Source organism: Lysinibacillus sp. FSL R7-0073 (genome assembly GCF_038009065.1).
Classification (GTDB): Bacteria; Bacillota; Bacilli; order Bacillales_A; family Planococcaceae; genus Lysinibacillus; species Lysinibacillus fusiformis.
The window spans coordinates 3,645,104-3,670,068 of sequence record NZ_JBBPAS010000001.1 but is presented as its reverse complement, the minus strand read 5'-3'; the positions used below and the strand labels follow the sequence as shown (position 1 = coordinate 3,670,068).

Below are 24,965 nucleotides of genomic sequence, written 5' to 3'. Positions count from 1 at the left end.
TTCAATTACCTTTACTCGTTTTAGACGATTTGTATTGACGAGGTGATTGATTATATTTTTTCTTAAAAGCTACACTAAAATAGTGTTGGCTATTAAAACCACAGCTCTCCGCAATTGCTGACATGCTAGCATCCAGATTTTCACTTATTTTCTTCACGGCCATCTCTAGGCGATAATTATTAATATATTCATTAATGCCGATGGATTGCTCCTCCAAAAACTTACGACTTAAATAACTAGGGTTCAAATGGATTTTTTCAGCAATGATATTTAAACTCAGTTTTTCATGATAGTTTTCATGAATATAGGAAAGGGCGCTTTGGATCGCATCATGGTTAGAGCTCCATACTTTATATTTCTCCACAATAGCATTTAATTCACTAGCAATAACAGGCTTTGTTAGATAGTCCTTTACCCCAATACGTAACGCTTGCTGCGCATATTCAAAGGTTTGATAAGCTGTTACCATAATAATGTCTACATCATAAAGTTCTTTTAACTCTTTACTTAAAGTGATTCCATCTTTCCCAGGCATTTGAATATCCAAAAAGGCGATAGTCATACGGTGCTTTTTAGCTAATTGCAGAGCTTGTGAAGCGTCCTGAGCAGTATGGAATGTCCAATTAGGGAAATGTGGCTTTAATAAATAAATCATTTGCTCAAGCTCTAAAGGCTCATCATCTGCGATTAATATATTCATGTTGAGGTTCTCCTTTTATATTCAAATTAGTAGAAAGCCTAAGCGGGAACATGGATCGTTATAGTGTAAAAATGTTGATCATTTTGAATTGAAAATAAAATACTTTCGAGTCCATAAATAAGCTCGAGACGTTTTTTAATATTTTCAAGACCATAACCTTGCTGCAATTCATCTTCTACTTGCTCAATAGCCGATTCTATCTTTTCTGATGGTTGTGTATTTTTTATTTCTATTAATAAAAACTTGTCCATTTTCTTTATATAAATGAAAAGTTCAGCAGGTCCTATATGCTTTTCAAAGCCATGTTTATATGCATTTTCAATAATGGTCTGGAGAATAAATGGTGGTATTAGAACAGATAATGCTGCATCATCAACATACTTATGGACCGTCAAACGATGTCCAAAGCGTAGCTGTTGAATATTTAAATAGCTATCGACAAATAGCACCTCGTTTTTTAAAGCAATTAACACCTCATGATTATTATATTTAAATTTAAAAAACGTTGCTAAGGCCTCAATGCCCGCTACCAAATCTTCCTTTCGATTGATGCGGGCTAGACTCAGTAATGAATTTAATGCGTTAAAAAAGAAATGGGGCTGTATTTGCTGATTTAGCTGAAGAATATTGGCTCTTTGTAAATCTTGCTTCAGCTCTAAATTTCTTTTTTCTTCCTCTAGGCTATCAATTTGTTTTTCGAAAATAAATATAAAAGTAAGCAGAAAAGCTCCAATAATTGGAGCGATTACACATAGGAGAATATATATGTTGAAGGTTTCTAGTTGTAACATAATGACCTCTCCATTGAATTTATAAGTGTAAGTTACATTAAACTAAATTTTCTGCAAAATGGCAAGCTACCTTATGGGTTGCCGTAATTTCCCGTAAAGCGGGCACCTCTGCTTTACATTTATCTGTAGCGAACGGACAACGTGTATGGAAACTACAGCCTGTAGGCGGATTTAACGGTGATGGTAGATCTCCCTTTAAAATAATACGCTCCTTACGATGCTCCTTATCAATGACTGGAATCGACGAAAATAGTGCTTTTGTATAAGGGTGATGCGGCTGGGTGAAAAGGGATTGCTTATCAGCAATTTCTACGACTTTTCCAAGATACATAACCATTATCCGGTCTGATATATGTCGCACTACACTTAAATCATGTGAGATAAATAAAAAGGTTAAATCTAAATCTCTTTGTAGCTGTTTCAGTAAATTTAAAATCTGTGCTTGGATAGACACATCCAGGGCAGAAACTGATTCATCACAAATAATAATTTTGGGATTGACGGCAAGTGCTCTGGCGATCCCAATACGTTGACGTTGCCCACCAGAAAATTCATGTGGATAACGCTCCAAATATTCTGGTCGCAGTCCGACAAGTGACATTAATTCAATCATGCGTGCCTCTTGCTGCTCTGGAGGAACTATTTTTTGAATAGACATGGCCTCTGTTAACATTTTGCGAATGGTGCGTCTTGGGTTCAGAGATGCATACGGATCTTGGAAAATTATTTGAATGTCCTTGCGCGCTACTCGCAGCTCTTTTTTATTCATAGTTACTAAATTTTTGCCGAATAATAACACTTCTCCAGATGTGGGTTCATCTAATCTTAAAATAGAGCGGCCTGTCGTTGATTTACCACAGCCAGATTCTCCAACAATACTAAGTGTTTCACCAGGCATAATCTCAAAGGAAACACCGTCCACCGCTTTAACCACCTGCTGTGGACCGAAGAGTTTTTCTTTTTTTAAGGAAAAATGTTGTTTTAAATTATTTACTTGTAATAGTGGCTGTGCTTGCTGCTCTTTTATCATACGGTCATCTCCTCCATAAGTGTTGCTCCCTGCCATTCCTTACTGTACATCCAGCATCTTACCTTTTTCCCTGGCTCAATCGTAAGAAGTTCAGGCTGTTTTTCACGGCATAATTCTGTAGCAAATGGACAGCGTTCTGCATAGCGGCAGCCAATTGGATAATGATACGGGCTTGGAACGGTTCCATGAATAGTAGATAATTCCTCTTGATCCTCATATAATTTTGGTAAGGATTGAATTAAACCATTAGTATAAGGATGTAATGGTTTTTCAAAAAGGCTATCAGTTGAGCCTTCCTCTACAACTTGCCCCGCATACATAACGGCAATTTTATCGCAAATCTCAGCTACAACACCAAGATCATGGGTAATGAAGATAATGCTCATTCCTAACTGCTTTTGCAAATTTTGAATAATATCAATAATTTGAGCTTGAATGGTTACATCTAGGGCAGTCGTCGGCTCGTCAGCAATTAAAACATCAGGCGTACAAGCAAGTGCCATGGCGATCATAATACGTTGACGCATCCCGCCACTTAGCTGATAAGGCTCTTGTTTCGCTCTTTTTTCAGGGGCTGGAATTCCAACTAGGCGAATCATATCCACCGCTTTTTGCCATGCTTCTTTACGTGATAAACCTTGGTGTAAACGAATGGATTCAGCGATTTGTTCGCCAACGGAAAGCACAGGATTTAAGCTTGTCATTGGCTCTTGGAAAATCATTGAGATTTTATTGCCTCGAATTTTACGTAATTCTTCATCGGATAACTTCAAGATGTCTGTATTGTTTAAAAGAATTTCACCATTAATAATTTTGCCAGGGGGTGAAGGGACTAATCGAAGTAATGATAGGGAAGTCATGGATTTCCCACAACCAGATTCCCCCACAATGCCTAGTGTTTCTCCTTTTTGAAGTGTAAAGGAAACACCGTCAACAGCTTTAGCGACTCCCTCACTCGAATAAAAATAAGTTTGTAAATTTTTTACTTCTAACACTGTATCTTGTTTCATCTGTTTTTTCCCTCCCTAGTTTAAATCCATCCGTTTATTAAAGATTCGATACAAAATATCGACGAAAAGATTGATGAATACGAATATTAATGAAGCGACTAGAACGCCTCCTTGAACGATTGGTATATCTCGTGTACGAATCGCATCGACAATCATTCGACCTAATCCGTTCACGGCAAAAACAGATTCTACTAATACTGTGCCGCCAAGTAAACTACCAAACTGTAAGCCTACTACAGTAATAACTGGAATTAAGGCATTCCGTAATGCGTGCTTTAAAATGATAATGTAACCTTTTAAGCCTTTAGCTTTAGCCGTTCGAATATAATCTTGATTGACGACTTCTAACATACTTGAACGTGTCATACGTGCAACGATGGCAGCACCACCTGCACCGAGTGTAACCGCTGGGAGAATGATATGTTTAGCACTGTCCCAGCCTGCAACAGGTAGCCAATGTAACTGTACGGAGAAAACGTACATTAATAAAATGCCTAACCAGAAACTAGGGAGGGAGATTCCTAATAATGCTACAATCATTAAACCAACATCCATGAAGGAATAAGGGCGGATTGCTGAGATGATGCCGGCAATAAGCCCGAGAACAATGGTAATTAAAATACTATAAAAGGCCAGTTCAATTGTAATTGGTAGACGAGCCGTAATTTCTTCAAATACAGGTTGATTATTTTTTAAAGAATGACCCATGTCACCTTGTAAAAGATTTTTAATGTAATCAGTATATTGAATGGCTAAAGGCTTATTCAGTCCTAAATTTTCACGTAATTCATTAACGGTTTCTTGTGAAGCTCCTTCACCAGCTAAAATGATGGCTGGATCGCCTGGAATCATTTGCATAATTAGAAAAACAACAAGCGTTACACCGAGCGTCACGGGGATAATTTGAGCAAGTCGTTTTAGGATAAATAATGTCATATAACTTCTCTCCTTTAATTTTTCATTCTTGGATCTAAAGCATCTCGTAAACCATCTCCGAATAGGTTAAATCCTAGAACAAGGATGGAAATCATAATACCTGGGAAAAGGGCCATATATGGGGCCGTAAAAAGAAAATCCCTACCATTAGATAGCATGGCACCCCATTCAGGAGATGGCGGTTGTGCACCTAATCCTAAGAATGACAGACCTGCAGCAGATAAAATGGCTGTTGCTAAACGCATAGATGCTTGGACAATAATAGGTGATAAAATATTCGGGAAGATATGTTTGATTAATATGGTCATATCATTCGCACCGAGTGTTTTAACAGCATCGATATATTCTAATTTTTTTACTTCCATTGTAGATCCACGTACAATACGGGCAAACATAGGGATCGAGAAGAAACCAACAGCAATAGTTACATTAATAAGACTTGGTCCCAATGCGCTGACAATCGCTAAAGCTAGTAATATACCTGGAAAGGCAAGCATGATATCTAAAATACGACTAATAATCGAATCAATCCATTTTCCATAGTAGCCAGAGATAAGGCCGAGGATTGTCCCAATTGTTCCACCAAATAACACGGCTGAAATACCAACACCAAGAGATAAACGGGAGCCATATAATATTCGACTTAAAATATCTCGTCCTTTGTCATCTGTACCCATTAAATGATCTAAACTGGGTCCTTGCAATTTTTGATCTAACTGAACATCGAATGGATCATAAGGAGCTATAATTGGCCCGATAAGAAACATCAAAATATATAGGAGAATGATGATCCCCCCTGCGACAGCAGCCTTATTTTTCTTGATTTTGTTTAGGAACGAGACAAGATTCTTTTTTCTAGAAGCCTTACGTGCATTCACTAAAACAGCATGGTCGATAGTAGTAGTTACTTTATCCATAATGAAACTCCTTTTCTATTTGATTTGATTTCAATTTAGTGAAAAGCGTAAAGAATGTAAATATTTCAGAAGGTATTAGTCAGAAAATTTAAAAAACAAGTAAAGATTTTAAAAAACAAGTGAATTTTATTTCTTTATAATTCGAAATGTAAGGACCAAAACACAAAAGGAGGAAATGTTTATGAAGAGAATGAAGCTTTTTTTATTGATGACACTAATTACTGTTCTAGTTTTGCAGGCATGCTCAACTGCTAGTAATAAGAGTGCTGAAGGTTCCAATGAGGGATCTAAAAGTGTAGGAGGGGAATTAGTTGTTTTAAGAGCATCAGATGCAACAAGCCTTGATCCTCACTTTATTACAGATATCCCTTCAGCGAATATTATTCATGGCAAAGTATATGAAACACTTGTTGCTTTTGATAGAGATCGTAAAATTGCTCCATTACTTGCAAAAGAATGGGAACAAAAAGATGATGTTACATGGACGTTTACTTTAAATGAAGGCATTAAATTCCATGATGGAGCTGATTTTAATGCGGAGGCTGTAAAAGCTACATTCGATCGCATTTTAGATCCTGCGACTGGGTCACCGCAGCGTGATAAATTATCAATGATTAGTGAAGTAGTAGTAGATGATACGTATGTTGTCACGTTGAAATTAAAAGAGCCATATGCACCGCTTTTATCAATTTTAGCAAGTCAGGAAGGTAGTATGATCAGCCCGAAAGCTATTGCAGAAGCGGCAGATGAATTAGCAACACATCCAGTAGGGACAGGTCCATTTGTATTTGATTCTTGGAAATCAGGTCAAGAAATCACATTAAATTCAAACAAAGACTATTGGGGTACGGTACCAAAAGTAGATAAAGTAACATTTAAAGTAGTACCCGAGGATTCTACACGTTTAGCGATGATTGAAAGTGGAGAAGCGCATATCGCTGAGCAAGTACCAGTAACTGAAATCGATCGTATTGAAAATTCACCAACTATGAATCTATTCCGCGCAGAAGGATTGGCAGTAGAATTCATCGGTTTCAATGTAAAAGATGAACTGTTATCAGATGTTAAAGTACGTCAAGCAATTAGTTATGCAGTGGACCGTGAAGCAATTATTAGCGGTATTTATGATAATGTAGGCACACTTGCCAATTCCGCAATGAGTCCTAAAATTATCGGTTACTCTAGTGAAACAAAACCATATGATTATGATGTAGTAAAAGCAAAAGAACTATTAAAACAAGCAGGTGTTAAAGAAGGAACAAAAGTTAAATTACTAACGAGCGACCGTAAAGAGCGTATTAATATGGCAGAGGTTATTCAATCTCAATTGAAGGGCATTGGTCTAGACGTTGAAATTCAAGTAATGGAATACGGCGCATTTATTTCTGAAATTACGAAAGAACAACACCAAATATTTATTAGTGGCTGGGGTAATGCAACTGGAGATGCTGATTATAACCAATTTAACCTATTCCATACGGCTTCTATGGGACCTCCAGGAAACCATTTCTACTATTCAAATCCAGAAATAGACAAGCTAATTGAGCAAGGACGTTCTGAATCAAATCAAGAGGCACGTAATGAAATCTACAAAAAAGCAATGCAAATGGAGTTAGATGATGCTGTGTATATTCCAGTTCGAAACTATGAGCATTTAGCTGTTTACAGTAATGCTGTCAAAGGGTTCTGGTTAGATGCATCAAACTATACGATGATCAGTGGCGTTGAAATTGTAGAATAATCAAACTTGGTGAAACCTAAAAATACCAATGAGGAGGAAACTATGAATAAATTACTGCTGAAAAATGTGAGATTAGAAGAGGCATTTGAGCAAGAAAATGAACGCATTGTTGCAACTCGTACTGCTATTTATGATGTTCTAATTGTAGATGGATATGTTCAACAAATAGATAAGAATATAGTAGTCGATGGCGATGTAGAGATAGTAGATGCTCAAAAGCAATTATTAGTACCATCTTTCCGAGAAATGCATATTCATATTGATAAAACTTATTTTGGTGGAGAGTGGCAGGCGCCAAGACCTATTACAAAAGGGATATTAACGCGCATCGAGGAAGAAAAAACACTGCTTCCTAAACAATTACCGACCGCGGCTTATCGGGCTGAGGAAATGGTTAAGTGGTTAATTTCACAAGGACATACACATATACGGTCGCATTGTAATGTGGACCCACAAATAGGGACCAAGCATATTGAAATTACAAAGCAAGTGTTAGAAAAATATCAAGATCAAATTACTTATGATATTGTGGCTTTCCCACAGCATGGTTTACTGCGCTCGAATGTGGAAGGACTAATCCGTGAGGCGATGGCAATGGGCGCAACGCTTGTTGGAGGAGTTGACCCATCCATAGTAGATAGAAATATTGAGAAGTCATTGCAAACAACGATGGCTATTGCTCAAGATTATCAGGCAGGGATTGATATTCATATTCATACAGCTAATACTTTAGGAGAATTTGAATTTTATAAACTAATCGAATTAACAAAACAGGCGAAAAAAGAAGGACAAGTTACGATTAGTCATGCAATGGCGCTTGCAGATTTAGAACAATCGAGATTAGAGAACTTAGTTCAGGCGATGGCTGCTGTTCAAATGGATGTTACAACAACGGTACCAACCGATATTAATCGCTCGACGATACCGATTCCGTATCTTTATAACAATGATGTAAAAGTTTCTATTGGACATGATAGTTTAACTGATCATTGGTCTCCTTATGGTACAGGAAACACCATTATGAAATTAAATGTAATGGCAGAGAGATTCCGTTTTATTGATGAATATTCATTAAGTCGCGCTTGGAAATATGCTTCAGGTGGCATTACACCATTGAATGATGTAGGAGAACGTGTTTGGCCACAGGTTGGTGATAAAGCCAATATGCTTTTAGTAGATGGAATTAGTACGGCGCATGTTGTAGCAAGAAGATGCCCTATTTCTACAGTTATTTCACAAGGACATATTATTCACCAACAGGAAGTTGGAGAGTTGAAAGGAGAATACAGATGAAGCACTGGCTTACAAATGTTCTACTTGAAACAGGAGAATATCTAAAAGAAAATGATACTGTCGGTACAAAGGTGGAGCTTTTTCACCTTGAAATTACGGATGGCTTTATTTCTCAAATTGTACCAGCAACAGAAAATATTGATTCTCTAGATGAAGTAACAGATATGAAAGGGAAGCTGCTATTACCAGCTTTTAAAGAAATGCATAATCACTTAGATAAGACATACTTATCTTTACCGTGGAAAGCATGCGTACCTGTAAAGAACTTAAAAGAACGCTTGGATCGTGAAGCACAAGAATTATCGGTCCTTGCAACGACTGGGAAACAACGAGCAGTAGCCATGATTGAGAAAATCCTCAAAAATGGTGCCAATCATATTCGTACACATGTCAATATTGATCCTTATATTGGCTTAAAAAACTTAGAGGGTGTACTAGGAGCACTGGAAGAGTATAAAGATGTTGTGACATCAGAAGTTATTGCCTTTCCACAGCATGGCTTACTAAGAGACGATGTGCCTAAATTATTACGTGAAGCCTTACGTAATGGGGCAACGATGATTGGTGGGCTAGATCCTGCTGGCATTGATAATTCGATTGAGCCTTCTCTTTATGAAGTAATGAATATCGCACAAGAATTTAACGTAGATGTTGATATTCACCTACATGATAGTGGTCATGTTGGTTATTATACAATCGATAAATGGATAGATATTGTAGAGGATGCAAACTATCAAGGGAGAACGGCTATTAGTCATGCTTTTTCTCTTGGAGATGTATCAGCTTTGGAACAGCATAAAATTGCAGATCGTCTAGCACAACAGCAAGTAAAGATTATGTCAACGGTGCCATTTGATTTGAGACGATTAATCCCACCGATTGATTTACTAACAGAGCATGGAGTAGATGTTCATTTTGGCTGTGATGGTTTTTATGATTCATGGAGTCCATATGGCTCGGGAGATATTTTAGAAAAAGCAACGACTTTTGCAGACAATACACGTAAGCTAGATGAGCGTTCTATTCGACAAACTTTAAAATACATTACAAATGGTGTCACACCATTGGATGCAAATGGTCAAAAGGTTTGGCCAAACGTGCAAGATGAAGCAAGTTTTGTTTTCTTTGACGCCGTTTCAAGCGCTGAAGTCATTGCTCGTAAACCATCAAAACGGGTGGTTATGTCAAAAGGCAAGTTTATCAATTAAGTATCAATCTAAATCCCCCTTATTTAGATAACATAGCAAACTAGAGATTTTCTAGTTTGCTATACTTATGTTTTAATAGTTAGGAAGAAATACAAGAAAGGGAAGTAGATTTTTAAAAGAGTTGATCATTAACTATGTAGAAGTCTCTTATATACAGGTGCAATAAATATGAAGCAACTAACGATCTATTTGATATTATTTAGCTGTGTATTTTTTTGGGCCAGTAACTTTATTATTGGCACTATTTTAATTGACCATTGGTCTCCAATCATGGTTGCCATTTTTAGATTAATGGTCATTGTCCTATTTTTAGGCTGCATTGGTTGGAAGGCTATTATCCGTACAACGTTTACACGCAATGACCTACTGTTGCTGATCTTTGCAGGAATACTAGGTGTTTCCATCAATCACTATAGCTTTTATGCAAGTCTTCAGCATACCTCTCCTATTACCGCGGCATTAATTTTAGCCTGCGCACCAATTGTCACATCTTTACTTAATAAAATGATTTATCATGAATCACGAAACGGTATCTTTTGGTTAGGGGCAATCATTTCATTTATAGGAGTTGGCCTCATCATTACTAAAGGAGCCCTCATCACGATTTCTATTGGGAAGGGGGAGGTGCTAAGTTTAATTACGATGTTAAGCTTTGCCTTATTCCTTATTATTGTGAATCATCTCAGTCTGAAATTGTCAGCACAGTCCATCACTTTTTATACAAATTTAATCGGTTTGCTGGTGCTTCTACCATTTTCGGTGACGATGTGGACACGAACAAATTGGCAAGTAACATACCCTTATTGGATGCTACTCATTTTATCAGCGGTTATTATTCATGGAATTAGTAATTTACTTTGGAATCAAAAAATGAAGGAGATTGGCTCAACGAATGCTTCGCTATTATTGAATTTTGAGCCAGCTATCGCTATGCTGTTAAGTGCGATTTTTTTAAAGCAATTTCCTACAACTGTCCAAATATACGGCTCCTTATTGATTTTATTAGGAATTCTACTGTGTATTTACTATAAGGAAATAAGAACTTTACTTTTTATGAAAAGAAAAACGACTTAAAAAATCTATTATTTTGTACAGTATGTTGGAAATATTTCTAGCATGCTGTTTTTTTTGTATATGTTTTGTTTTTTCACAAAAATAATATTTCGTGAAAAATGGACTTGTTCTAGCATATTTATAACCTGATAGAAGCATGGGGTTATGATTCAGAGTGTTGACCGTTCAATTTTAGTTGAAAAAAATTTATATTTAAATAATAAAAATGAAGAAAAATTGAAAGCGGTTTAAAAATTATACATTCACTGTATTGTTATAAAAATATTTTTTTACAATTTTAAGTAAAAAAAGAAGTGTTATTACATTTTTAAGTTTATTTTTAAAAATAAAAATTCTGTCCGTTTCTGTTCTAAAATTCTCTATTATTCTAAAAAATTCTACATTATATCTAATGCATTTGTTGCATTTTAAGTGTTATAGTCATCCTATTAGAAATGGTAAAATGAGACGTATGCATCTAGTGAATGTGAAATTATGCACAAAAATAATTATATTAATATAATTTGTTGTTATTTGTAAAATAGAGTGGAAAAGTAATAATAGCTAAAAGCTGTTATGTTTTTTGTAAGATAAACGCTGTTCTGCTTAGAGAATGTAAGGTTTATTTGATGAAAAACATTAATAGAAAAACAAAATACTTTTTGGAGAAATAATATTTTTTAGAAAAACATCTTGCATTTGAATAATTCTAAGTGGTAAATTGTTTTACATGGACGTTCATAGAATTTTCACAGGTAGCAAAAGAGGGGAGAAATGAGAATTTATGAATAAAAATAGATGGTTAATTGCATTATCTGCAATCGCTATTCACCTTTCAATCGGTGGAGCCTATGCATACAGTGTATACAAGCTACCGATTGTCACAGAAATGGGATGGAGTGAAACAAAGGTAACGGTTGCCTTTACCATTATGATGGGACTTGCTGGGTTTTCAGCTGCATTATTTGGTAGTTTAGTAGAGAAAATGGGACCACGTAAATCGGCGATGGTAGCAGCTGTCTTATTTGGAGCAGGACAAGCTGGTGCAGGTGTTGCGATTTCAATGGATTCTGTTGTGTTGTACTGGTTAACATATGGCGTACTTAGTGGATTAGGTATGGGGATTGGTTATATTGCGCCAGTATCAACGCTTGTAAAATGGTTCCCAGATCGACGAGGTCTAGCAACAGGGATGGCCGTACTTGGTTTTGGATCTGGTGCACTGATTACAGCGCCAGTCGCAGCCAACTTAATGGAGGCAGTTGGCATCTCTACAACATACTTTATTTTAGGGGCAAGTTATTTCACGTTAATGATTTTAGGGGCTTCTTATATAGCGCCGCCTAAGCCTGGTTATATGCCAGCTAATATGAAGGCAGCAGCAGATAACGGCAAAGAAGTAGTAAAAAAAGATTTAGCAGTTATGTCAGCACGTGAGGCTGTCAAAACAAAGCATTTCTGGATGCTATGGTCTATGCATTTAGTCAATGTTACAGCAGGAATTATGATGATTTCTGTTGCTTCACCAATGGCGCAGGAAATTGTTGGGCTATCAGTTGCAGGAGCAGCCGCGATGGTAGGAATCATGGGGTTATTTAATGGTGGTGGTCGTTTAATTTGGGCCGCTGTGTCTGATTATATTGGGCGTTCAAATGTTTTTGTTATTTTCTTTACAGCACAGCTAATTACATTTATCGTTTTACCACATACAACGAACGTGATTATTTTCCAAGCACTTATTTTCTTAGTCGTTAGTTGCTATGGTGGAGGGTTCTCAAATTTACCTGCTTTTGCAAGTGATTTATTTGGAACGAAGCAACTTGGTGTTATTCATGGTTATTTATTAACAACTTGGTCATTGGGTGGTATTTTCGGACCGTTGTTAGTAAGCACAATTAAAAATGCTTATGGAAGCTATATTCCTGTATTTTATGTATTTGCAGGGTTAATCGCTGCTTCATTAATCATTTCAATAACATTACGTGCTGATGTACGTAAACAAACTGCTTTAAAAGCGGCACAAAATGTTGGAGACGTTTCCGCTACTCAATAATATATTTTTGCGATAACTGTATAGGTGTCATTTCGCACATGGCACTTATATAGTTATTTTTTTGTATTGATTGTTATATAACAATTATCTGTTCCTTGTTTAATGTATAACAGTGCATATCTGGTGTCAATACCATTACTGGAAATAAAAAGATTTCGTTATTAAAAGAGAAAATTTATAACGAAAGACAAGATAAGGGATAAACAGCTAAAATTTGAATCTTTTCTCAAAAGTAATCGTATATAAAGTAATTAGGGAGGGATCTACTATGGGGAAATTTTCTTTAGATGAATTTGTTCATAAAACACAGCAGGATGATCAAGAAAATGATTATTTTGAATTGGAAACTGAGCGTGTATTAGAGGTTAATTTAAACGGTGAAGTATGGTCCAAAATGGGCGCAATGATTTCCTATACAGGAGACATTAAATTTGAACGTGAGCGCGTATTGGAGCACGGACTTGGTAAGATGTTTAAAAAGGCTTTAACAGGTGAAGGTACACAATTGATGAAAGCGAGCGGAAAGGGCAGACTTTATTTAGCCGATCAAGGTAAGAAAGTAACCGTCTTTGATTTGAAAAACGACAGTCTTTGTGTAAATGGGAATGATCTACTTGCTTTTGAGCCTAGCATTAACTGGGATATACGTTTAATGAGAAAAATGGCTGGCATCATGTCAGGCGGTTTATTTAATGTAACGTTACAAGGGACAGGGAAAGTGGCGATTACAACACATTTCGAACCATTAACATTATTAGTAAAACCAGGTGAAACGGTTTATACTGACCCGCATGCTACTGTCGCGTGGTCAGGTAATTTAACACCTGAGTTTAAAACAGATATCAGCTTCCGTACATTTATCGGTCGTGGGAGTGGCGAATCAATCCAGATGGCGTTTTCGGGTGAGGGCTTTGTCATTATCCAGCCATTTGAAGAAGTATATATGTCTAGTGAAAGCTAAAAAAGCGTGTCCGTTTTGTTCGGACACGCTTTTTCTTCTATTGTTATAAAGCCGCATTCATTCCTGCAATACGTCCCGTTACAAGGGCGGAGGTAATATTATAGCCTCCCGTATAGCCGTGAATATCCAGAATTTCACCACAGAAGAATAGTCCTTCTTTTCTCTTTGAAGCCATTGTTTTTGGCTCAATTTCTTTTACGGAAACACCACCGCCTGTAACGAATGCTTTATCAAGTGATTGCGTGCCGCTTACTGTCAAAGTGAAGTTAACGAGTAAATGAGCTAGCTGACGAATTTTATCTTGAGATAATTCAGCACCCGTTACTTGTACATCGATATTTGCCTGTTCACATAAAAATAATAGCCAACGTTCAGGGGCGATGCCTTTCCAAACATTTTTCACAGCTTTTTTAGGGTCCTCTTTAATCAACTTATTTAAATATTGTAGACAGGTTTCTTCATTATAATTAGTTAAAGTTTGTATACGCATTGTCACGGGCTCGTAGCCTGTTTTCATTAATTCTTTTACAACGAATTGGCTACAGCGTAAAACGGCAGGTCCGCTTAAGCCAAAGTGTGTAAAGAGCATGTCCATTTGATGGGTAACGAGTACTTTACCTTTTTTGTTTAGTACAGAGACAGCAACATCGCGTAAGGCTAGACCCTGTAGTTCACGTGCTTGAATAAAGTCCTCTTTCGATATAACAGGGACTTCTGTTGGGAATAATGTTGTGATTGTATGGCCAGCCCGCTCTGCCCATGGATAGCCATCACCTGTCGATCCCGTTTGTGGGACAGCCTTGCCACCAACGGCCACAATGACTGCTTGGCTACGAATTTCGGAGCCATCTGCAAGACGGACACCGAGAATTTTTTCTTCATCCATAACAAGCTTGTTAACGGCTGTGTGTAAACGAACTTCAACATGTAAACGTTGAAGCTGGCGAATTAGCGCATCGACAACATCTTGTGCACGGTTAGATACAGGAAACATTCTACCGTGATCCTCTTCTTTTAGAGCGACACCAAGCCCTTCAAAAAATGCGATAATATCTTCATTATTATAAACGGTAAAAGGACTATAAAGAAAACGACCATTACCGGGGATATGCTTCACGATTTCTTCAACAGGCAAACGATTAGTCACATTACAGCGCCCACCACCAGAAATGGCTAGTTTTTTGCCAAGTTTTGCACCTTTTTCTAACAATAAAACTTTCTTTTTCCGCTCTCCAGCAGCAATCGCCGCCATTAAACCAGATGGGCCACCACCGATCACGATTACATCATACATAGTTAGAAACTCACTTTCTTTTCAATTTAGGAATCTTTCCTATTATACATGAAGTCTATATAGAGTAGGGGCTTCTTTGACATTGAAAATAATAGCAAAGTGTTTTATAATTCTTTATCCCTTCCTTCGTATAGAAGGGTATTTTATAGTAGAATGAAACACAATAAATTTTGTTATACAATTATATCGATGAAAGTTTCCTTTATTAGCATTGTCAGCATGAAATGAATGTCTTTTCATGCTATTATGGTAAAGGTTATGCACTAAATTATGAGGTGAAAAATAGAATGTGCGGATTTATAGGTTATATTAATGGAACAAATGTGATTGATCATCATCAAACAATTGAAAATATGATGAATACAATTATTCACCGCGGGCCAGATAGTGGTGGTATTCACAGTGACGATACAGTAACGTTAGGCTTCAGACGATTAAGTATTATTGATTTATCAGATGTAGCGAATCAACCATTATATAGTGAAGACGGCAATATCGTGCTTGTATTCAATGGTGAAATTTTTAACTTCCAAGAGCTACGTGCAGATCTTATTGAAAAAGGACATACCTTTAAAACGCAATCAGATAGTGAAGTTATTATTTATGGCTATGTAGAATACGGTGTAGACTTTGTGAAAAAGCTACGTGGTATGTTTGCTTTCTGTATTTGGGATAAAAAGAATGATTTACAATTCATTGCTCGTGATGGTTTTGGTATTAAACCATTGTATTACTCTGAACATACAACAGATGGTACGTTTATTTTTGGCTCTGAAATTAAATCATTTTTACCACATCCTTCATTTATTAAAGAATTAAATAAAAAGGCATTACGTCCTTATTTAACATTCCAATATTCTGCGATGGATGAGACATTCTTTAAAGGGGTCTTTAAATTACCACCAGCACACTATATGCTTATTCAAAATGGCAAAAAGCAAATTGTGCAATATTGGGATAAAAAATTCCATGCAAAAGAAGCTTCCATTGAAAAATACATTGAAGAAATTCGATCAACTGTTAAAGAATCAGTGGAAGCACATAAAATCAGTGATGTAAAAGTTGGTTCATTCTTATCAGGTGGTATTGACTCAAGTTATATTACGTCTTTATTACGTCCAGATAAATCATTCTCAGTTGGGTTTGCTGACTATGAAGATATGTTTAATGAAACGAACCTAGCAAAGGATTTATCAGATACGTTAAATATTCAAAATGAACGTAAATATATTACGGCAGATGAGTGCTTTGAAGCTCTTCCAAAAATCCAATGGCATATGGATGAGCCACAATCGAACCCTTCTTCTGTACCTCTGTACTTCCTTTCAGAGCTAGCCTCTAAAGATGTAACAGTTGTACTATCAGGTGAAGGCGCGGATGAAATTTTTGGTGGCTACTCTTGGTATCAAAACTCAGGAAGAATGCAAAAATATGAAAAACTTCCATGGGGTGTTCGTAAAACGTTACGTGGAATAGCGGAAGGTCTGCCTAAAAGCCAATATACGAACTTCCTTATTAAAGGTGGTCAAACGGTAGAGGAACGCTTTATAGGGGAAGCTGTAGTTTGGGATGAAGTAGATGCGATTAATGTATTAAAACCTGACTATAAAAATGCGCCATCTGTAAAATCTATTACAAAACGTATTTATGACGAAGTACCAGGCGAAGATGATGTGACGAAAATGCAGTACTTAGATTTAAATCTTTGGATGCCAGGCGATATTTTATTAAAAGCTGACAAGATGAGTATGGCGCATTCGATTGAACTACGAGTACCATTCTTAGATAAAGAAGTAATGGAATTAGCTAAAAATATTCCATCTCAATATCGTGTCAACGACATTGATACAAAATATGTTCTACGCCAAGCTGCACATCAAGAATTACCAGAAGAATGGGCTAAACGTCCAAAACTAGGCTTCCCAGTGCCAATTCGTCACTGGTTGCGTGAAGAAAAGTACTACAACAAGGTAAAAGAAATGTTTACTACTGACTTTGCCGATGAATTCTTTGATACAAAACAATTAGTTGGCTATTTAGATGAACACTATGAAGGAAAAGCAAACCGCGGCCGTTATATTTGGACAGCCTATGTATTCCTAGTGTGGTATAAAAAGTTCTTTGTGGACATGTAATAAAGAAATGGGCTTTAATCGGTGGGGGTTTTTGTAATCCTCACCGATTATTTTCAGGTCTTTTTTCATCAAGTATACTTTTTAATGAACTTTTTGATGATTTTATGCGTCTCATTTCCTATAAATATGTTAAGATTACAGTTGGTTTACTTATGAAACTTTCGAGTGACAGCGCTTGCATGTTGTGACTTTAAAAAAACGAAAAGATTTTTATAAGTATACCTGAAAGTATAACTATAATATTGATTTTACAATGAATGGATGGGTATGATGTCCAATTTAATGAAAGGTACTGCGATATTAACATTGGGGATGTTTTTATCTAAGGTGCTCGGATTAATTTATATTTTTCCGTTTTATGCAATTGTCGGAGAGAAAAATATCGCTCTCTATCAATATGCATACATCCCTTATTCTATTATGCTGGCAATCGCCATATCAGGTGCGCCCATTGCTGTTTCCAAATTTGTTTCTAAATACAATGCAATGGGGGATTATCAATCAGGTCGAAAGCTGATGAAATCAGGCATACTCATTATGATGATGACAGGTTTTGCTGCATTTATTGCACTCTTCTTCCTTGCTACACCTATAGCAGGATTAGTGATTAAGAGTGAAGAACAAGTTTTTACAGTAGATCAGATTGCTTCGGTCATAAGATGGGTTAGTTTTGCCTTAATTGTTGTACCATTTATGAGTCTTTGGCGAGGTTTCTTCCAAGGCTATGACAAAATGGAGCCTACCGCAGTTTCACAATTAGTGGAGCAAATTGTGCGAATTGTCGTGTTACTAGGCGGTTCCTTCATCGTGGTTGTTGTGTTCAAAGGTAAGCCAGAGACTGCCATTTCTTTTGCAGTATTTGCAGCCTTTATAGGAGCGATTGGTGGCTTAGGTGTTCTTTATTATTATTGGAAAAAATATCAGCCTGAATTTAACTTATTACGCAGTCAAAGTGTAACCTCTACACAGCTGCCAATGTCCAATATTTATAAAGAAGTTATTACCTACTCCATACCAATGGTGTTTGTAGGTGTAGCCAATCCACTATTCCAATTAGTCGATATGCTTACATTTAATGGGGCTATGACATCCATTGGCTTAGCTGAGGTGACAGATACCTATTTATCGATGATTAACTTTATGACACATAAGGTTGTCATCATTCCTGTCATGCTAGCAACAGGTTTTTCAATGGCGCTTGTCCCGACAATTACAAAATATTACACTCAGGGCGAATATTTATCGCTACGTCATGCGATGGATAAAACCTATCAAATTTTAATCTTCATTACATTGCCAGCTGTAGTTGGTATTTCTCTATTAGCAAATGAAATTTATTTTATGCTGTATTCTGAAAGTGAAATGGGTTCGATGATTTTAGCCCATTATGCACCTGTTGCCATTTTATTTGCGTTATTCCAAGTAACAGCTGCCCTATTACAAGGAATTGATTTTCAAAAATGGATTGTCTTCAGCTTATTATCAGGTATTTTCGTTAAGCTAGCGCTAAATATCCCGTTAATCCGTTTGTTGGAGGCAGATGGCGCTATTGTAGCAACTGCAATCGGGTATAGTGTATCTATTATTATTAATATTCTTGTGTTACGTAAAACGTTAAATTATCGATCAGAGATGGTCGTTCGACGTGTTGTGTTAATCGCATTATTGACTATGGCAATGGCGATTAGTGTGTTGATTGTCCATAAGTTACTGGAATTACTAATGGGTCCAGTTGATAGTAAATTCTCAGCATTACTGTTCTCTGTTATTTGTGCAGTTGTTGGCGTAGCTGTCTATGGCTTTTTGTCACTCCGTATAGGTTTAGCACAGAAGCTATTAGGTGAACGATTGACTCGTATTATGAGCAAGCTGGGAATGAAATAGGAGTGGTAAGATGCGTTTAGATAAATTACTTGCAAATATGGGATATGGCTCACGGAAGGAAGTTAAGCAGCTATTAAAGCAAAAAGCTGTCACAGTAGATGGAGCTTCTGTCAAAGATGCTGCTATGCATGTCGACCCAGAACAGCAAAATGTGTCCGTCTATGGAGAGCGTGTCGTTTATACAGAGTTTGTCTATTTTATGATGAATAAACCACCAGGTGTTATTTCTGCAACAGAAGATTTAAGAGATGAAACAGTTATTGATCTATTGGAGCCATTAGACCAGCATTTTAAACCTTTTCCGGTTGGCCGACTCGATAAAGATACAGAAGGCTTACTGGTATTAACGAATGATGGTATACTAGCTCATAATTTATTGTCTCCTAAAAAACACGTGCCAAAGGTTTATTACGCACATATTGAAGGTGTTGTAACGGAAGAGGACGTAGAGAAATTTGCAGATGGCGTGGAGCTAGATGATGGGTATATGACAAAGCCTGGAAAGCTTGTTATTCTAAAATCTGCGCCACAATCTGAAATTGAGCTAACAATTCAGGAGGGCAAATTTCATCAGGTGAAGCGGATGTTTGAATCTGTAAGTAAACGTGTAACCTATTTAAAGCGTATATCTATGGGGAATCTAAAATTAGACGATCATCTGGCGTTAGGAGAATATCGTGAGCTAACTGCAGAAGAATTACACTGCTTACAAAATACCCCTTAACATGTTCCTCGATGCTAACTTAGCATCGGGGATTTTTTATATACAGCCTTGTGACAGTAACTGTATAATATGTAATGAGTTATCTTAATATAGTGAAGAAACGTATTATTGTCTAAAATATTTTTAAAAAATGATGGTGAAAATAAGTAGAGGGCCAATAAATGAAGAACCTGCGAATTAAATTATTACTATCTTTAATAGCTTTTGCAGTTATACTTGTTGCTGTAATTTCAAGTGTGAATAGGCAAATATTAGTTGATGATATAGAAGAACAAGTTGCCAGAAATAGAGTGTTAATAGAAAATCATATTCTTACAGATATGCGAACAGTAGATAATGCTCATTTATATTTTGATGAAAACATGTCAGACAAAATGGAGCATGAACTGAGAGCTTTAAAAAACTATTATCGTGAGAATCCGAATGTTGCTGCATGGGATTTACAACAAATGGAAAATAAACATGATATGGATATATACATAGTAGATCAGACTAATACAGTGATATACACAACATTTGATAAAGATATTGGTTTCAATTTTTCTAAGTGCTGTCAGCGTTTTTCTGCATTATTGGATGAAAGACGTGCGAGTGGGGAATTTTTCACAGATGGAATAGACATTTCTACAACTACAGGAAAATACAGGAAATTTGCCTACCTTGCTACACATGATAAGAAATATCTTCTTGAACTAAGTATAGACTTATTAAAAAATCCAGTCTTTCAAACTTTTAATTTTGAGAAAACTTCAGAATATTTGGTAGCGAAATACGTTGATTTAGTAGAAGTGCAAACGATTAGTGCTGGTGGGGTTTTCTTTAATGATTCAAAATCGAAGCGGATCACCGTTCAAGAACAATCCGAACAGTTTCAGAAATATTTTGAGCTAGCAAGGAAGAAGCTGCAGCCTGTCGAGTATCAAAAAGCAATTGATCAGGGTTATATTGAAACGCATCTTTTTTTACCCTATGAAGCAGAGACGGTCAGAGGGGAGTCTTCCAAAAGAATTGTTTATGTGAAATATGCTAATTTCACAAAAATGGAAGCGCTTCAAAAAAACGCAAAACAGTTTTGGGTTTTACTAGCCATTGCTTTAGTTACAGCCTTTGTAATGCTGTCAGTTATTAATAAAATACTCTCTAAAACAATCTATCTCGCCACTTTTGATCCGTTAACAGGTGTTTATAATCGTGCGACCTATATACGAAAAATGGATAGCTTACTAAAGAAACGAAAAATAAATAGGCCTGGATTATTGTTAATCGATTTAGACAATTTTAAACAAGTAAATGATCAATTTGGCCATGCGGAAGGCGATCATATCTTAATTGGAACGGCCAAAATCTTAAAAAAAGTAGTGAAAAAAGATGGTTTTGTCGTAAGATTTGGTGGAGATGAATTTGCCATCGTTTTGTATGATACAACAGAGCATCATATGCAACAGATAGCAGATGCCATTTTGGTGCAAATAAGGACTCTCAAATTGGAAGGTCATGCTATTGAGAAATGGTCGGTACTATCAGTGAGTATGGGAGGGGCTATTTATCATCATCCCGAAGATGATTCAGAAATGATCTTATTTGAGCGAGCGGATCAAGCACTATATCAATCGAAAAATGCTGGTAAAGACCAATACTCTAGCTACAACGAAGTCGCTGCTGACAAAGACGCCAAGATTTGAAAAAACGCCCCATTCTATAAATAGCAAAATGAGCTATTGGATAGATATGGAGCGTTTTTTAATGTGTTGATGTTTTAGATCGATAAAAGATACAACTACATAATACAAGGACAGCTATAATTGCAAACATGGCATCTATATAGTGTGTTAATAGCCAACCTCCTATAATGGGTCCGATAAAGCCCCCTAAATTTTTAAATTGCGCAGCGCCAAGGTAGGTCGCTTTTTGAGTGTCAGGCGCAATTTCATCAATCATGACATTCATTGTAGGGAAGGCAAAGATTTCTCCAATCGTAAAAATAATCATCGCGATGATATAGAGCGTATAGTTGTCGGAGAACCCGAACATGAATAGTCCGATAGCAAAAAACAGAATACCGACTAATAAAGTCGCGGATGATGAAAATCGTTCAGACACAATACTAATAGGCAATTGTAATAATAAGACGACCGCTGCATTGAGTGAAATCAATAGGGAATACAGTTTTGTCCCATTTTCAACGGTTAATTCAATGATTTGTGGCAATGTCGAATCAAATTGAGAGTATCCGATATTGATAAGGATCGCCCCCAAAATAAAGCTAAGTAACACACGATTTGTTAAAAGAATTGTGAAAGTGTGCAAAATTTTTGTTTGCGTAACAGCTTTTTGTTGTTGCATTTGATAACGGTTTAACACGAAAAATAAAAATATGGCGTAAATAATATACATAATACCTGTTAGCATAAAGGGGATACTAGGACTTGCTAACTGCGAGATATAGACGCCTATTATTGGACCAATGACTGCGGCAATATTAATGGCCGTGTAACGTAATGAAAAAAGTCTTTTCCGTTTATCAGCAGGTGTAAAGTCAATCATTAATGCCTGAGTGGAAGGCTCAAAAAATGAGCGACAAAGACCGTTCAAGGCGTTGAATAGAATAAATAACCAAACCGTATGGACAGTGGCAAAGCCGAAGAAAACAAGGCTCCACACAATGATCGTTAATAAAATGATGCTTTTCCTTCCGAAACGATCGGTTAAATATCCACCGAAAAACCCGCCAACAGTAGAAATAAGGGGTGCAATCCCAATCGTCAATCCAATTTGTAAAGGAGAGGCTTCAATTTCATTATGTAAATAAATAGCTAAAAAAGGCATTGCCATAAAGCTTGCAATACGTGTGAAAACTGTTCCACCCAAAATGATCCAAACTAATGGATGAAACAAATTTGACAGTTTCATAAAAAATCCTCCTCTCAACAATTTAGAATGTTTCGAGTTTAACGGATTGTTAAGCAACTGTAAATAGTCAAAATATTCTCGGAAGATACGTTTCCGTGAAGTTACACTAGAAATGACTGAACGAGCTTCATTTTATTTCAAGGAGCAAGAAGGGCTTTCAATTTATTATCTTATTCCCACTGCCAATGAAACAGCAAAATAATGCTGGTCTTCGATTTATCCAACAGGATAAACAATATCTAATAATCTTCTAACAACAAAAAAAGAATGACCCCGACGAAAGGTCATTCTTTTCCATACACAATGCTTTACGCATTCTACGTAAAACTAAGACGTCAATTTTACTTTTTTCTTCGTCGTTGTCCATCTGCCTCGACTTGGACTCGTCACCAAATCGTTAAAGGCTAACACGTTCAAATCTCTTTGAACGGTGCGAGGAGTGATACTAAACTCTTCGACTAAATCCTGTGTAGACACGGTTCCTTTGTCTAAAATAAACATGTACACGTCTTTAATACGATTAAGCATTCGATCAGTAGTTGGTTTCATTAAATGAACCACTCCTTCATCTTAATTCTCTTGGCAAAGACTAGCGGACGACAATATGTGCGGAGTGCACTTAGGCTATTAAGTAGCTGCCTTAGACATCCCCTTTTCTAATTTTTATGGTCAGAAGAATTATTCTGATAACTTCATTATATAGAAAAACTACATGATTTTCTAGTGAATGCAATAGAAATTTACAATAGAAACATAAAATTTTTACTGTATTTTGTGGGAATACGTGAAAAACATGCTATATGTGGTAGTGTCAGTACAAGTTGCTGAAAATAGTTGTCAGAAAGAAGATTGTCATATATGTTGTAAGGTGTAGAATAATGTTAATACTTGAAGGAGGTACATGGTATGAATTGGTTACAGGCTGCAAAAGAAAGGCAAGATGAATTAGTACAAGAGTTACAGGAGCTTGTGCAAATTAATAGTATTCTTGATGAGGATACGAAAACTACTGAGATACCTTTTGGTAATGGTCCACTTCAAGCGCTTGAATGGCTACTAGCAAAGGGCCAAAAAGAAGGGTTACTAACGAAAAATGTTGATAACTATGCTGGACATATCGAAATGGGTGCAGGTGAAGAATTATTAGGTATTTTATGTCACGTTGATGTTGTTCCAATTGGAGATGAAGCTGATTGGACATACCCACCATTTAGCGGCACTGTAGCCGATGGTAAGCTGTATGCACGTGGTGCAATTGATGATAAAGGCCCTACAGTTGCGGCATGGATGGCCATGAAACTTGTCAAAGATGCAGGTATTCAATTGGATAAAAGAGTGCGAATGATCGTTGGTACGGATGAAGAAACAGGGTTCCGCTGTGTCGACCACTATTTCAAACAGGAAGAAATGCCGTCAATCGGTTTTGCCCCCGATGCAGATTTCCCGCTCATTAATGCTGAGAAAGGCATTGCAGAGCTTGTGTTCTCTCAAAATAAAGTGGGTGATGCAACGAAAGAACAACTACTATTATTTAATGCAGGAAAGCGCCCAAATATGGTACCAGATTTGGCCCAAGCTAAAGTTCAGCATGTATCAGCGCAATTCGAACAGAATTTTCAAACATTTTTAAGCAAAAATCAGCTAGATGGCTCTTTATTTATGGAGGACTCTCGCTATATAATAACTATCAAAGGTAAAGCAGCCCATGCAATGGAACCAGAAAAAGGTGTCAATGCAGCTGTTTATCTTGCTGCGTTTTTACAACAAGAGTTGACGACAGAGACAAGTAAACAATTTGTCGACTTTATCGCAGATGTTTTTTATCAGGATCATTATGGCCATCAGCTTGAATTACAATTTGAAGATGCCATGTCTGGTCATACGACGTTAAATCCAGGCATTGTTAGCTATGATGTTAGTAAAGGTGGCAGTTTAGTAATTAGTATGCGCTATTCTGTGTCCTATCCATTCGATGAAAAAATTACAGAGGCTCAACGTTTAGTTGTAAAAAGAGGATTTTCATTAGATATTCAAGACGACTCCAAGCCTCATTATGTCAGTGAAGATGATCCATTTATCCAAACATTAGCGTCCATTTATAGACGTCAATCAGGTGATACAGAAACACCGTTATTATCTACAGGTGGTGGGACGTATGCACGTGTGCTGAAAAAAGGCGTGGCATTTGGCATGTTATTCCCTGGGGAGCAGGATGTGGCGCATCGGGCGGATGAGTTTGTAGTGGTTGAAAATCTTGTAAAAGCAGCGGCTATTTATGCGGAAGCAATTGTTGAGCTTGCGGGAAAAAAATAACATAAAGACGAA

20 protein-coding genes are annotated in these 24,965 nt (G+C 36.8%); 11 read left to right on the top strand and 9 right to left on the bottom strand.

What is annotated here, in order from left to right:
- Position 1 precedes the first annotated feature (1 nt).
- From MKY88_RS18330 to MKY88_RS18305, 6 genes are read right to left on the bottom strand one after another with little or no spacing between them, the layout of a single operon-like run.
- Positions 2-700, bottom strand: coding sequence for a response regulator transcription factor (locus MKY88_RS18330; protein WP_008176665.1), 699 nt, complete (start codon positions 698-700; stop codon positions 2-4).
- A 38-nt stretch (positions 701-738) separates the two neighbouring features.
- The gene (locus MKY88_RS18325; RefSeq protein ID WP_328203703.1) at positions 739-1,491 is read right to left on the bottom strand and encodes a sensor histidine kinase; all 753 of its coding nucleotides are present in this window, start codon (positions 1,489-1,491) and stop codon (positions 739-741) included.
- A gap of 37 nt (positions 1,492-1,528) precedes the next feature.
- Positions 1,529-2,521 carry an ABC transporter ATP-binding protein gene (locus MKY88_RS18320; RefSeq protein WP_008176669.1) on the bottom strand — a complete coding sequence of 331 codons (993 nt, stop codon included), beginning with the start codon at positions 2,519-2,521 and terminating at the stop codon, positions 1,529-1,531.
- On the bottom strand, positions 2,518-3,531 hold the full coding sequence (locus MKY88_RS18315; RefSeq protein ID WP_069482385.1) for an ABC transporter ATP-binding protein: 1,014 nt from the start codon (positions 3,529-3,531) through the stop codon (positions 2,518-2,520). The genes MKY88_RS18320 and MKY88_RS18315 overlap by 4 nt, the downstream gene beginning before the upstream one ends.
- A 15-nt stretch (positions 3,532-3,546) precedes the next feature.
- On the bottom strand, positions 3,547-4,467 hold the full coding sequence (gene nikB / locus MKY88_RS18310) for a nickel ABC transporter permease (RefSeq protein WP_008176673.1): 921 nt from the start codon (positions 4,465-4,467) through the stop codon (positions 3,547-3,549).
- 14 nt (positions 4,468-4,481) lie between these two features.
- A complete protein-coding gene (locus tag MKY88_RS18305) occupies positions 4,482-5,384 on the bottom strand; it encodes an ABC transporter permease (RefSeq protein ID WP_069482384.1) in 903 nt (300 codons plus the stop codon).
- Between the two features lie 181 nt (positions 5,385-5,565).
- On the opposite strand from MKY88_RS18305, the gene MKY88_RS18300 reads away from it, so the two are divergent.
- From MKY88_RS18300 to MKY88_RS18275, 6 genes are all read left to right on the top strand, one after another.
- Positions 5,566-7,125, top strand: a complete 1,560-nt coding sequence (locus tag MKY88_RS18300; RefSeq protein ID WP_340814381.1) for a glutathione ABC transporter substrate-binding protein — start codon at positions 5,566-5,568, stop codon at positions 7,123-7,125.
- A gap of 42 nt (positions 7,126-7,167) precedes the next feature.
- Positions 7,168-8,418: an amidohydrolase family protein gene (locus MKY88_RS18295; RefSeq protein ID WP_193832897.1), complete on the top strand. Its 1,251-nt coding sequence runs from the start codon at positions 7,168-7,170 to the stop codon at positions 8,416-8,418.
- Complete coding sequence (locus MKY88_RS18290; RefSeq protein ID WP_328203712.1) at positions 8,415-9,626, top strand: amidohydrolase; 1,212 nt, start codon at positions 8,415-8,417, stop codon at positions 9,624-9,626. Before MKY88_RS18295 ends, MKY88_RS18290 begins: the two co-directional genes overlap by 4 nt.
- Positions 9,627-9,794: 168 nt before the next feature.
- Entirely contained in the window at positions 9,795-10,700 is a 906-nt protein-coding gene (locus tag MKY88_RS18285) for a DMT family transporter (RefSeq protein WP_328203714.1), read from the top strand.
- Between the two features lie 763 nt (positions 10,701-11,463).
- Positions 11,464-12,732 (top strand): L-lactate MFS transporter, encoded by a 1,269-nt coding sequence (locus MKY88_RS18280; RefSeq protein ID WP_025117501.1) that lies wholly within the window; start codon positions 11,464-11,466, stop codon positions 12,730-12,732.
- A 268-nt stretch (positions 12,733-13,000) separates the two neighbouring features.
- Positions 13,001-13,693 carry an AIM24 family protein gene (locus tag MKY88_RS18275; protein WP_008176687.1) on the top strand — a complete coding sequence of 231 codons (693 nt, stop codon included), beginning with the start codon at positions 13,001-13,003 and terminating at the stop codon, positions 13,691-13,693.
- 43 nt (positions 13,694-13,736) lie between these two features.
- On the opposite strand, the gene MKY88_RS18270 is transcribed toward MKY88_RS18275, so the two are convergent.
- Positions 13,737-14,987 carry a BaiN/RdsA family NAD(P)/FAD-dependent oxidoreductase gene (locus tag MKY88_RS18270; RefSeq protein WP_258270478.1) on the bottom strand — a complete coding sequence of 417 codons (1,251 nt, stop codon included), beginning with the start codon at positions 14,985-14,987 and terminating at the stop codon, positions 13,737-13,739.
- Positions 14,988-15,274: 287 nt separating this feature from the next.
- On the opposite strand from MKY88_RS18270, the gene asnB reads away from it, so the two are divergent.
- From asnB to MKY88_RS18250, 4 genes are all read left to right on the top strand, one after another.
- Entirely contained in the window at positions 15,275-17,122 is a 1,848-nt protein-coding gene (gene asnB / locus MKY88_RS18265) for an asparagine synthase (glutamine-hydrolyzing) (RefSeq protein WP_291756319.1), read from the top strand.
- A gap of 270 nt (positions 17,123-17,392) precedes the next feature.
- Positions 17,393-19,006, top strand: a complete 1,614-nt coding sequence (locus tag MKY88_RS18260) for a putative polysaccharide biosynthesis protein (protein ID WP_193832892.1) — start codon at positions 17,393-17,395, stop codon at positions 19,004-19,006.
- 10 nt (positions 19,007-19,016) lie between these two features.
- Positions 19,017-19,730, top strand: a complete 714-nt coding sequence (locus tag MKY88_RS18255; protein WP_328203725.1) for a pseudouridine synthase — start codon at positions 19,017-19,019, stop codon at positions 19,728-19,730.
- Between the two features lie 161 nt (positions 19,731-19,891).
- Entirely contained in the window at positions 19,892-21,412 is a 1,521-nt protein-coding gene (locus MKY88_RS18250; RefSeq protein ID WP_340814380.1) for a GGDEF domain-containing protein, read from the top strand.
- Between the two features lie 58 nt (positions 21,413-21,470).
- Here MKY88_RS18250 and MKY88_RS18245 read toward each other — a convergent pair whose 3' ends face one another.
- The gene (locus MKY88_RS18245) at positions 21,471-22,640 is read right to left on the bottom strand and encodes an MDR family MFS transporter (RefSeq protein WP_193832890.1); all 1,170 of its coding nucleotides are present in this window, start codon (positions 22,638-22,640) and stop codon (positions 21,471-21,473) included.
- Between the two features lie 327 nt (positions 22,641-22,967).
- Positions 22,968-23,189, bottom strand: a complete 222-nt coding sequence (locus tag MKY88_RS18240) for a DeoR family transcriptional regulator (RefSeq protein ID WP_004226074.1) — start codon at positions 23,187-23,189, stop codon at positions 22,968-22,970.
- Positions 23,190-23,546: 357 nt separating this feature from the next.
- Between MKY88_RS18240 and pepV the strand changes: the two genes are divergently transcribed.
- Positions 23,547-24,953: a dipeptidase PepV gene (gene pepV / locus MKY88_RS18235; protein ID WP_193832889.1), complete on the top strand. Its 1,407-nt coding sequence runs from the start codon at positions 23,547-23,549 to the stop codon at positions 24,951-24,953.
- The last annotated feature ends 12 nt before the right edge of the window (positions 24,954-24,965 follow it).

What these genes read in the sequence shown, in the direction of transcription:
- nikB (WP_008176673.1), bottom strand. Translation starts at nt 4,467, where the DNA reads ATGACATTATTTATCCTAAAACGACTTGCTCAAATTATCCCCGTGACG.
- pepV (WP_193832889.1), top strand. Translation starts at nt 23,547, where the DNA reads ATGAATTGGTTACAGGCTGCAAAAGAAAGGCAAGATGAATTAGTACAA.
- MKY88_RS18285 (WP_328203714.1), top strand. Translation starts at nt 9,795, where the DNA reads ATGAAGCAACTAACGATCTATTTGATATTATTTAGCTGTGTATTTTTT.
- MKY88_RS18325 (WP_328203703.1), bottom strand. Translation starts at nt 1,491, where the DNA reads ATGTTACAACTAGAAACCTTCAACATATATATTCTCCTATGTGTAATC.
- MKY88_RS18290 (WP_328203712.1), top strand. Translation starts at nt 8,415, where the DNA reads ATGAAGCACTGGCTTACAAATGTTCTACTTGAAACAGGAGAATATCTA.
- MKY88_RS18275 (WP_008176687.1), top strand. Translation starts at nt 13,001, where the DNA reads ATGGGGAAATTTTCTTTAGATGAATTTGTTCATAAAACACAGCAGGAT.
- MKY88_RS18260 (WP_193832892.1), top strand. Translation starts at nt 17,393, where the DNA reads ATGTCCAATTTAATGAAAGGTACTGCGATATTAACATTGGGGATGTTT.
- MKY88_RS18245 (WP_193832890.1), bottom strand. Translation starts at nt 22,640, where the DNA reads ATGAAACTGTCAAATTTGTTTCATCCATTAGTTTGGATCATTTTGGGT.
- MKY88_RS18280 (WP_025117501.1), top strand. Translation starts at nt 11,464, where the DNA reads ATGAATAAAAATAGATGGTTAATTGCATTATCTGCAATCGCTATTCAC.
- MKY88_RS18295 (WP_193832897.1), top strand. Translation starts at nt 7,168, where the DNA reads ATGAATAAATTACTGCTGAAAAATGTGAGATTAGAAGAGGCATTTGAG.
- MKY88_RS18255 (WP_328203725.1), top strand. Translation starts at nt 19,017, where the DNA reads ATGCGTTTAGATAAATTACTTGCAAATATGGGATATGGCTCACGGAAG.
- MKY88_RS18250 (WP_340814380.1), top strand. Translation starts at nt 19,892, where the DNA reads ATGAAGAACCTGCGAATTAAATTATTACTATCTTTAATAGCTTTTGCA.
- MKY88_RS18270 (WP_258270478.1), bottom strand. Translation starts at nt 14,987, where the DNA reads ATGTATGATGTAATCGTGATCGGTGGTGGCCCATCTGGTTTAATGGCG.
- asnB (WP_291756319.1), top strand. Translation starts at nt 15,275, where the DNA reads ATGTGCGGATTTATAGGTTATATTAATGGAACAAATGTGATTGATCAT.
- MKY88_RS18305 (WP_069482384.1), bottom strand. Translation starts at nt 5,384, where the DNA reads ATGGATAAAGTAACTACTACTATCGACCATGCTGTTTTAGTGAATGCA.
- MKY88_RS18320 (WP_008176669.1), bottom strand. Translation starts at nt 2,521, where the DNA reads ATGATAAAAGAGCAGCAAGCACAGCCACTATTACAAGTAAATAATTTA.
- MKY88_RS18240 (WP_004226074.1), bottom strand. Translation starts at nt 23,189, where the DNA reads ATGAAACCAACTACTGATCGAATGCTTAATCGTATTAAAGACGTGTAC.
- MKY88_RS18315 (WP_069482385.1), bottom strand. Translation starts at nt 3,531, where the DNA reads ATGAAACAAGATACAGTGTTAGAAGTAAAAAATTTACAAACTTATTTT.
- MKY88_RS18300 (WP_340814381.1), top strand. Translation starts at nt 5,566, where the DNA reads ATGAAGAGAATGAAGCTTTTTTTATTGATGACACTAATTACTGTTCTA.
- MKY88_RS18330 (WP_008176665.1), bottom strand. Translation starts at nt 700, where the DNA reads ATGAATATATTAATCGCAGATGATGAGCCTTTAGAGCTTGAGCAAATG.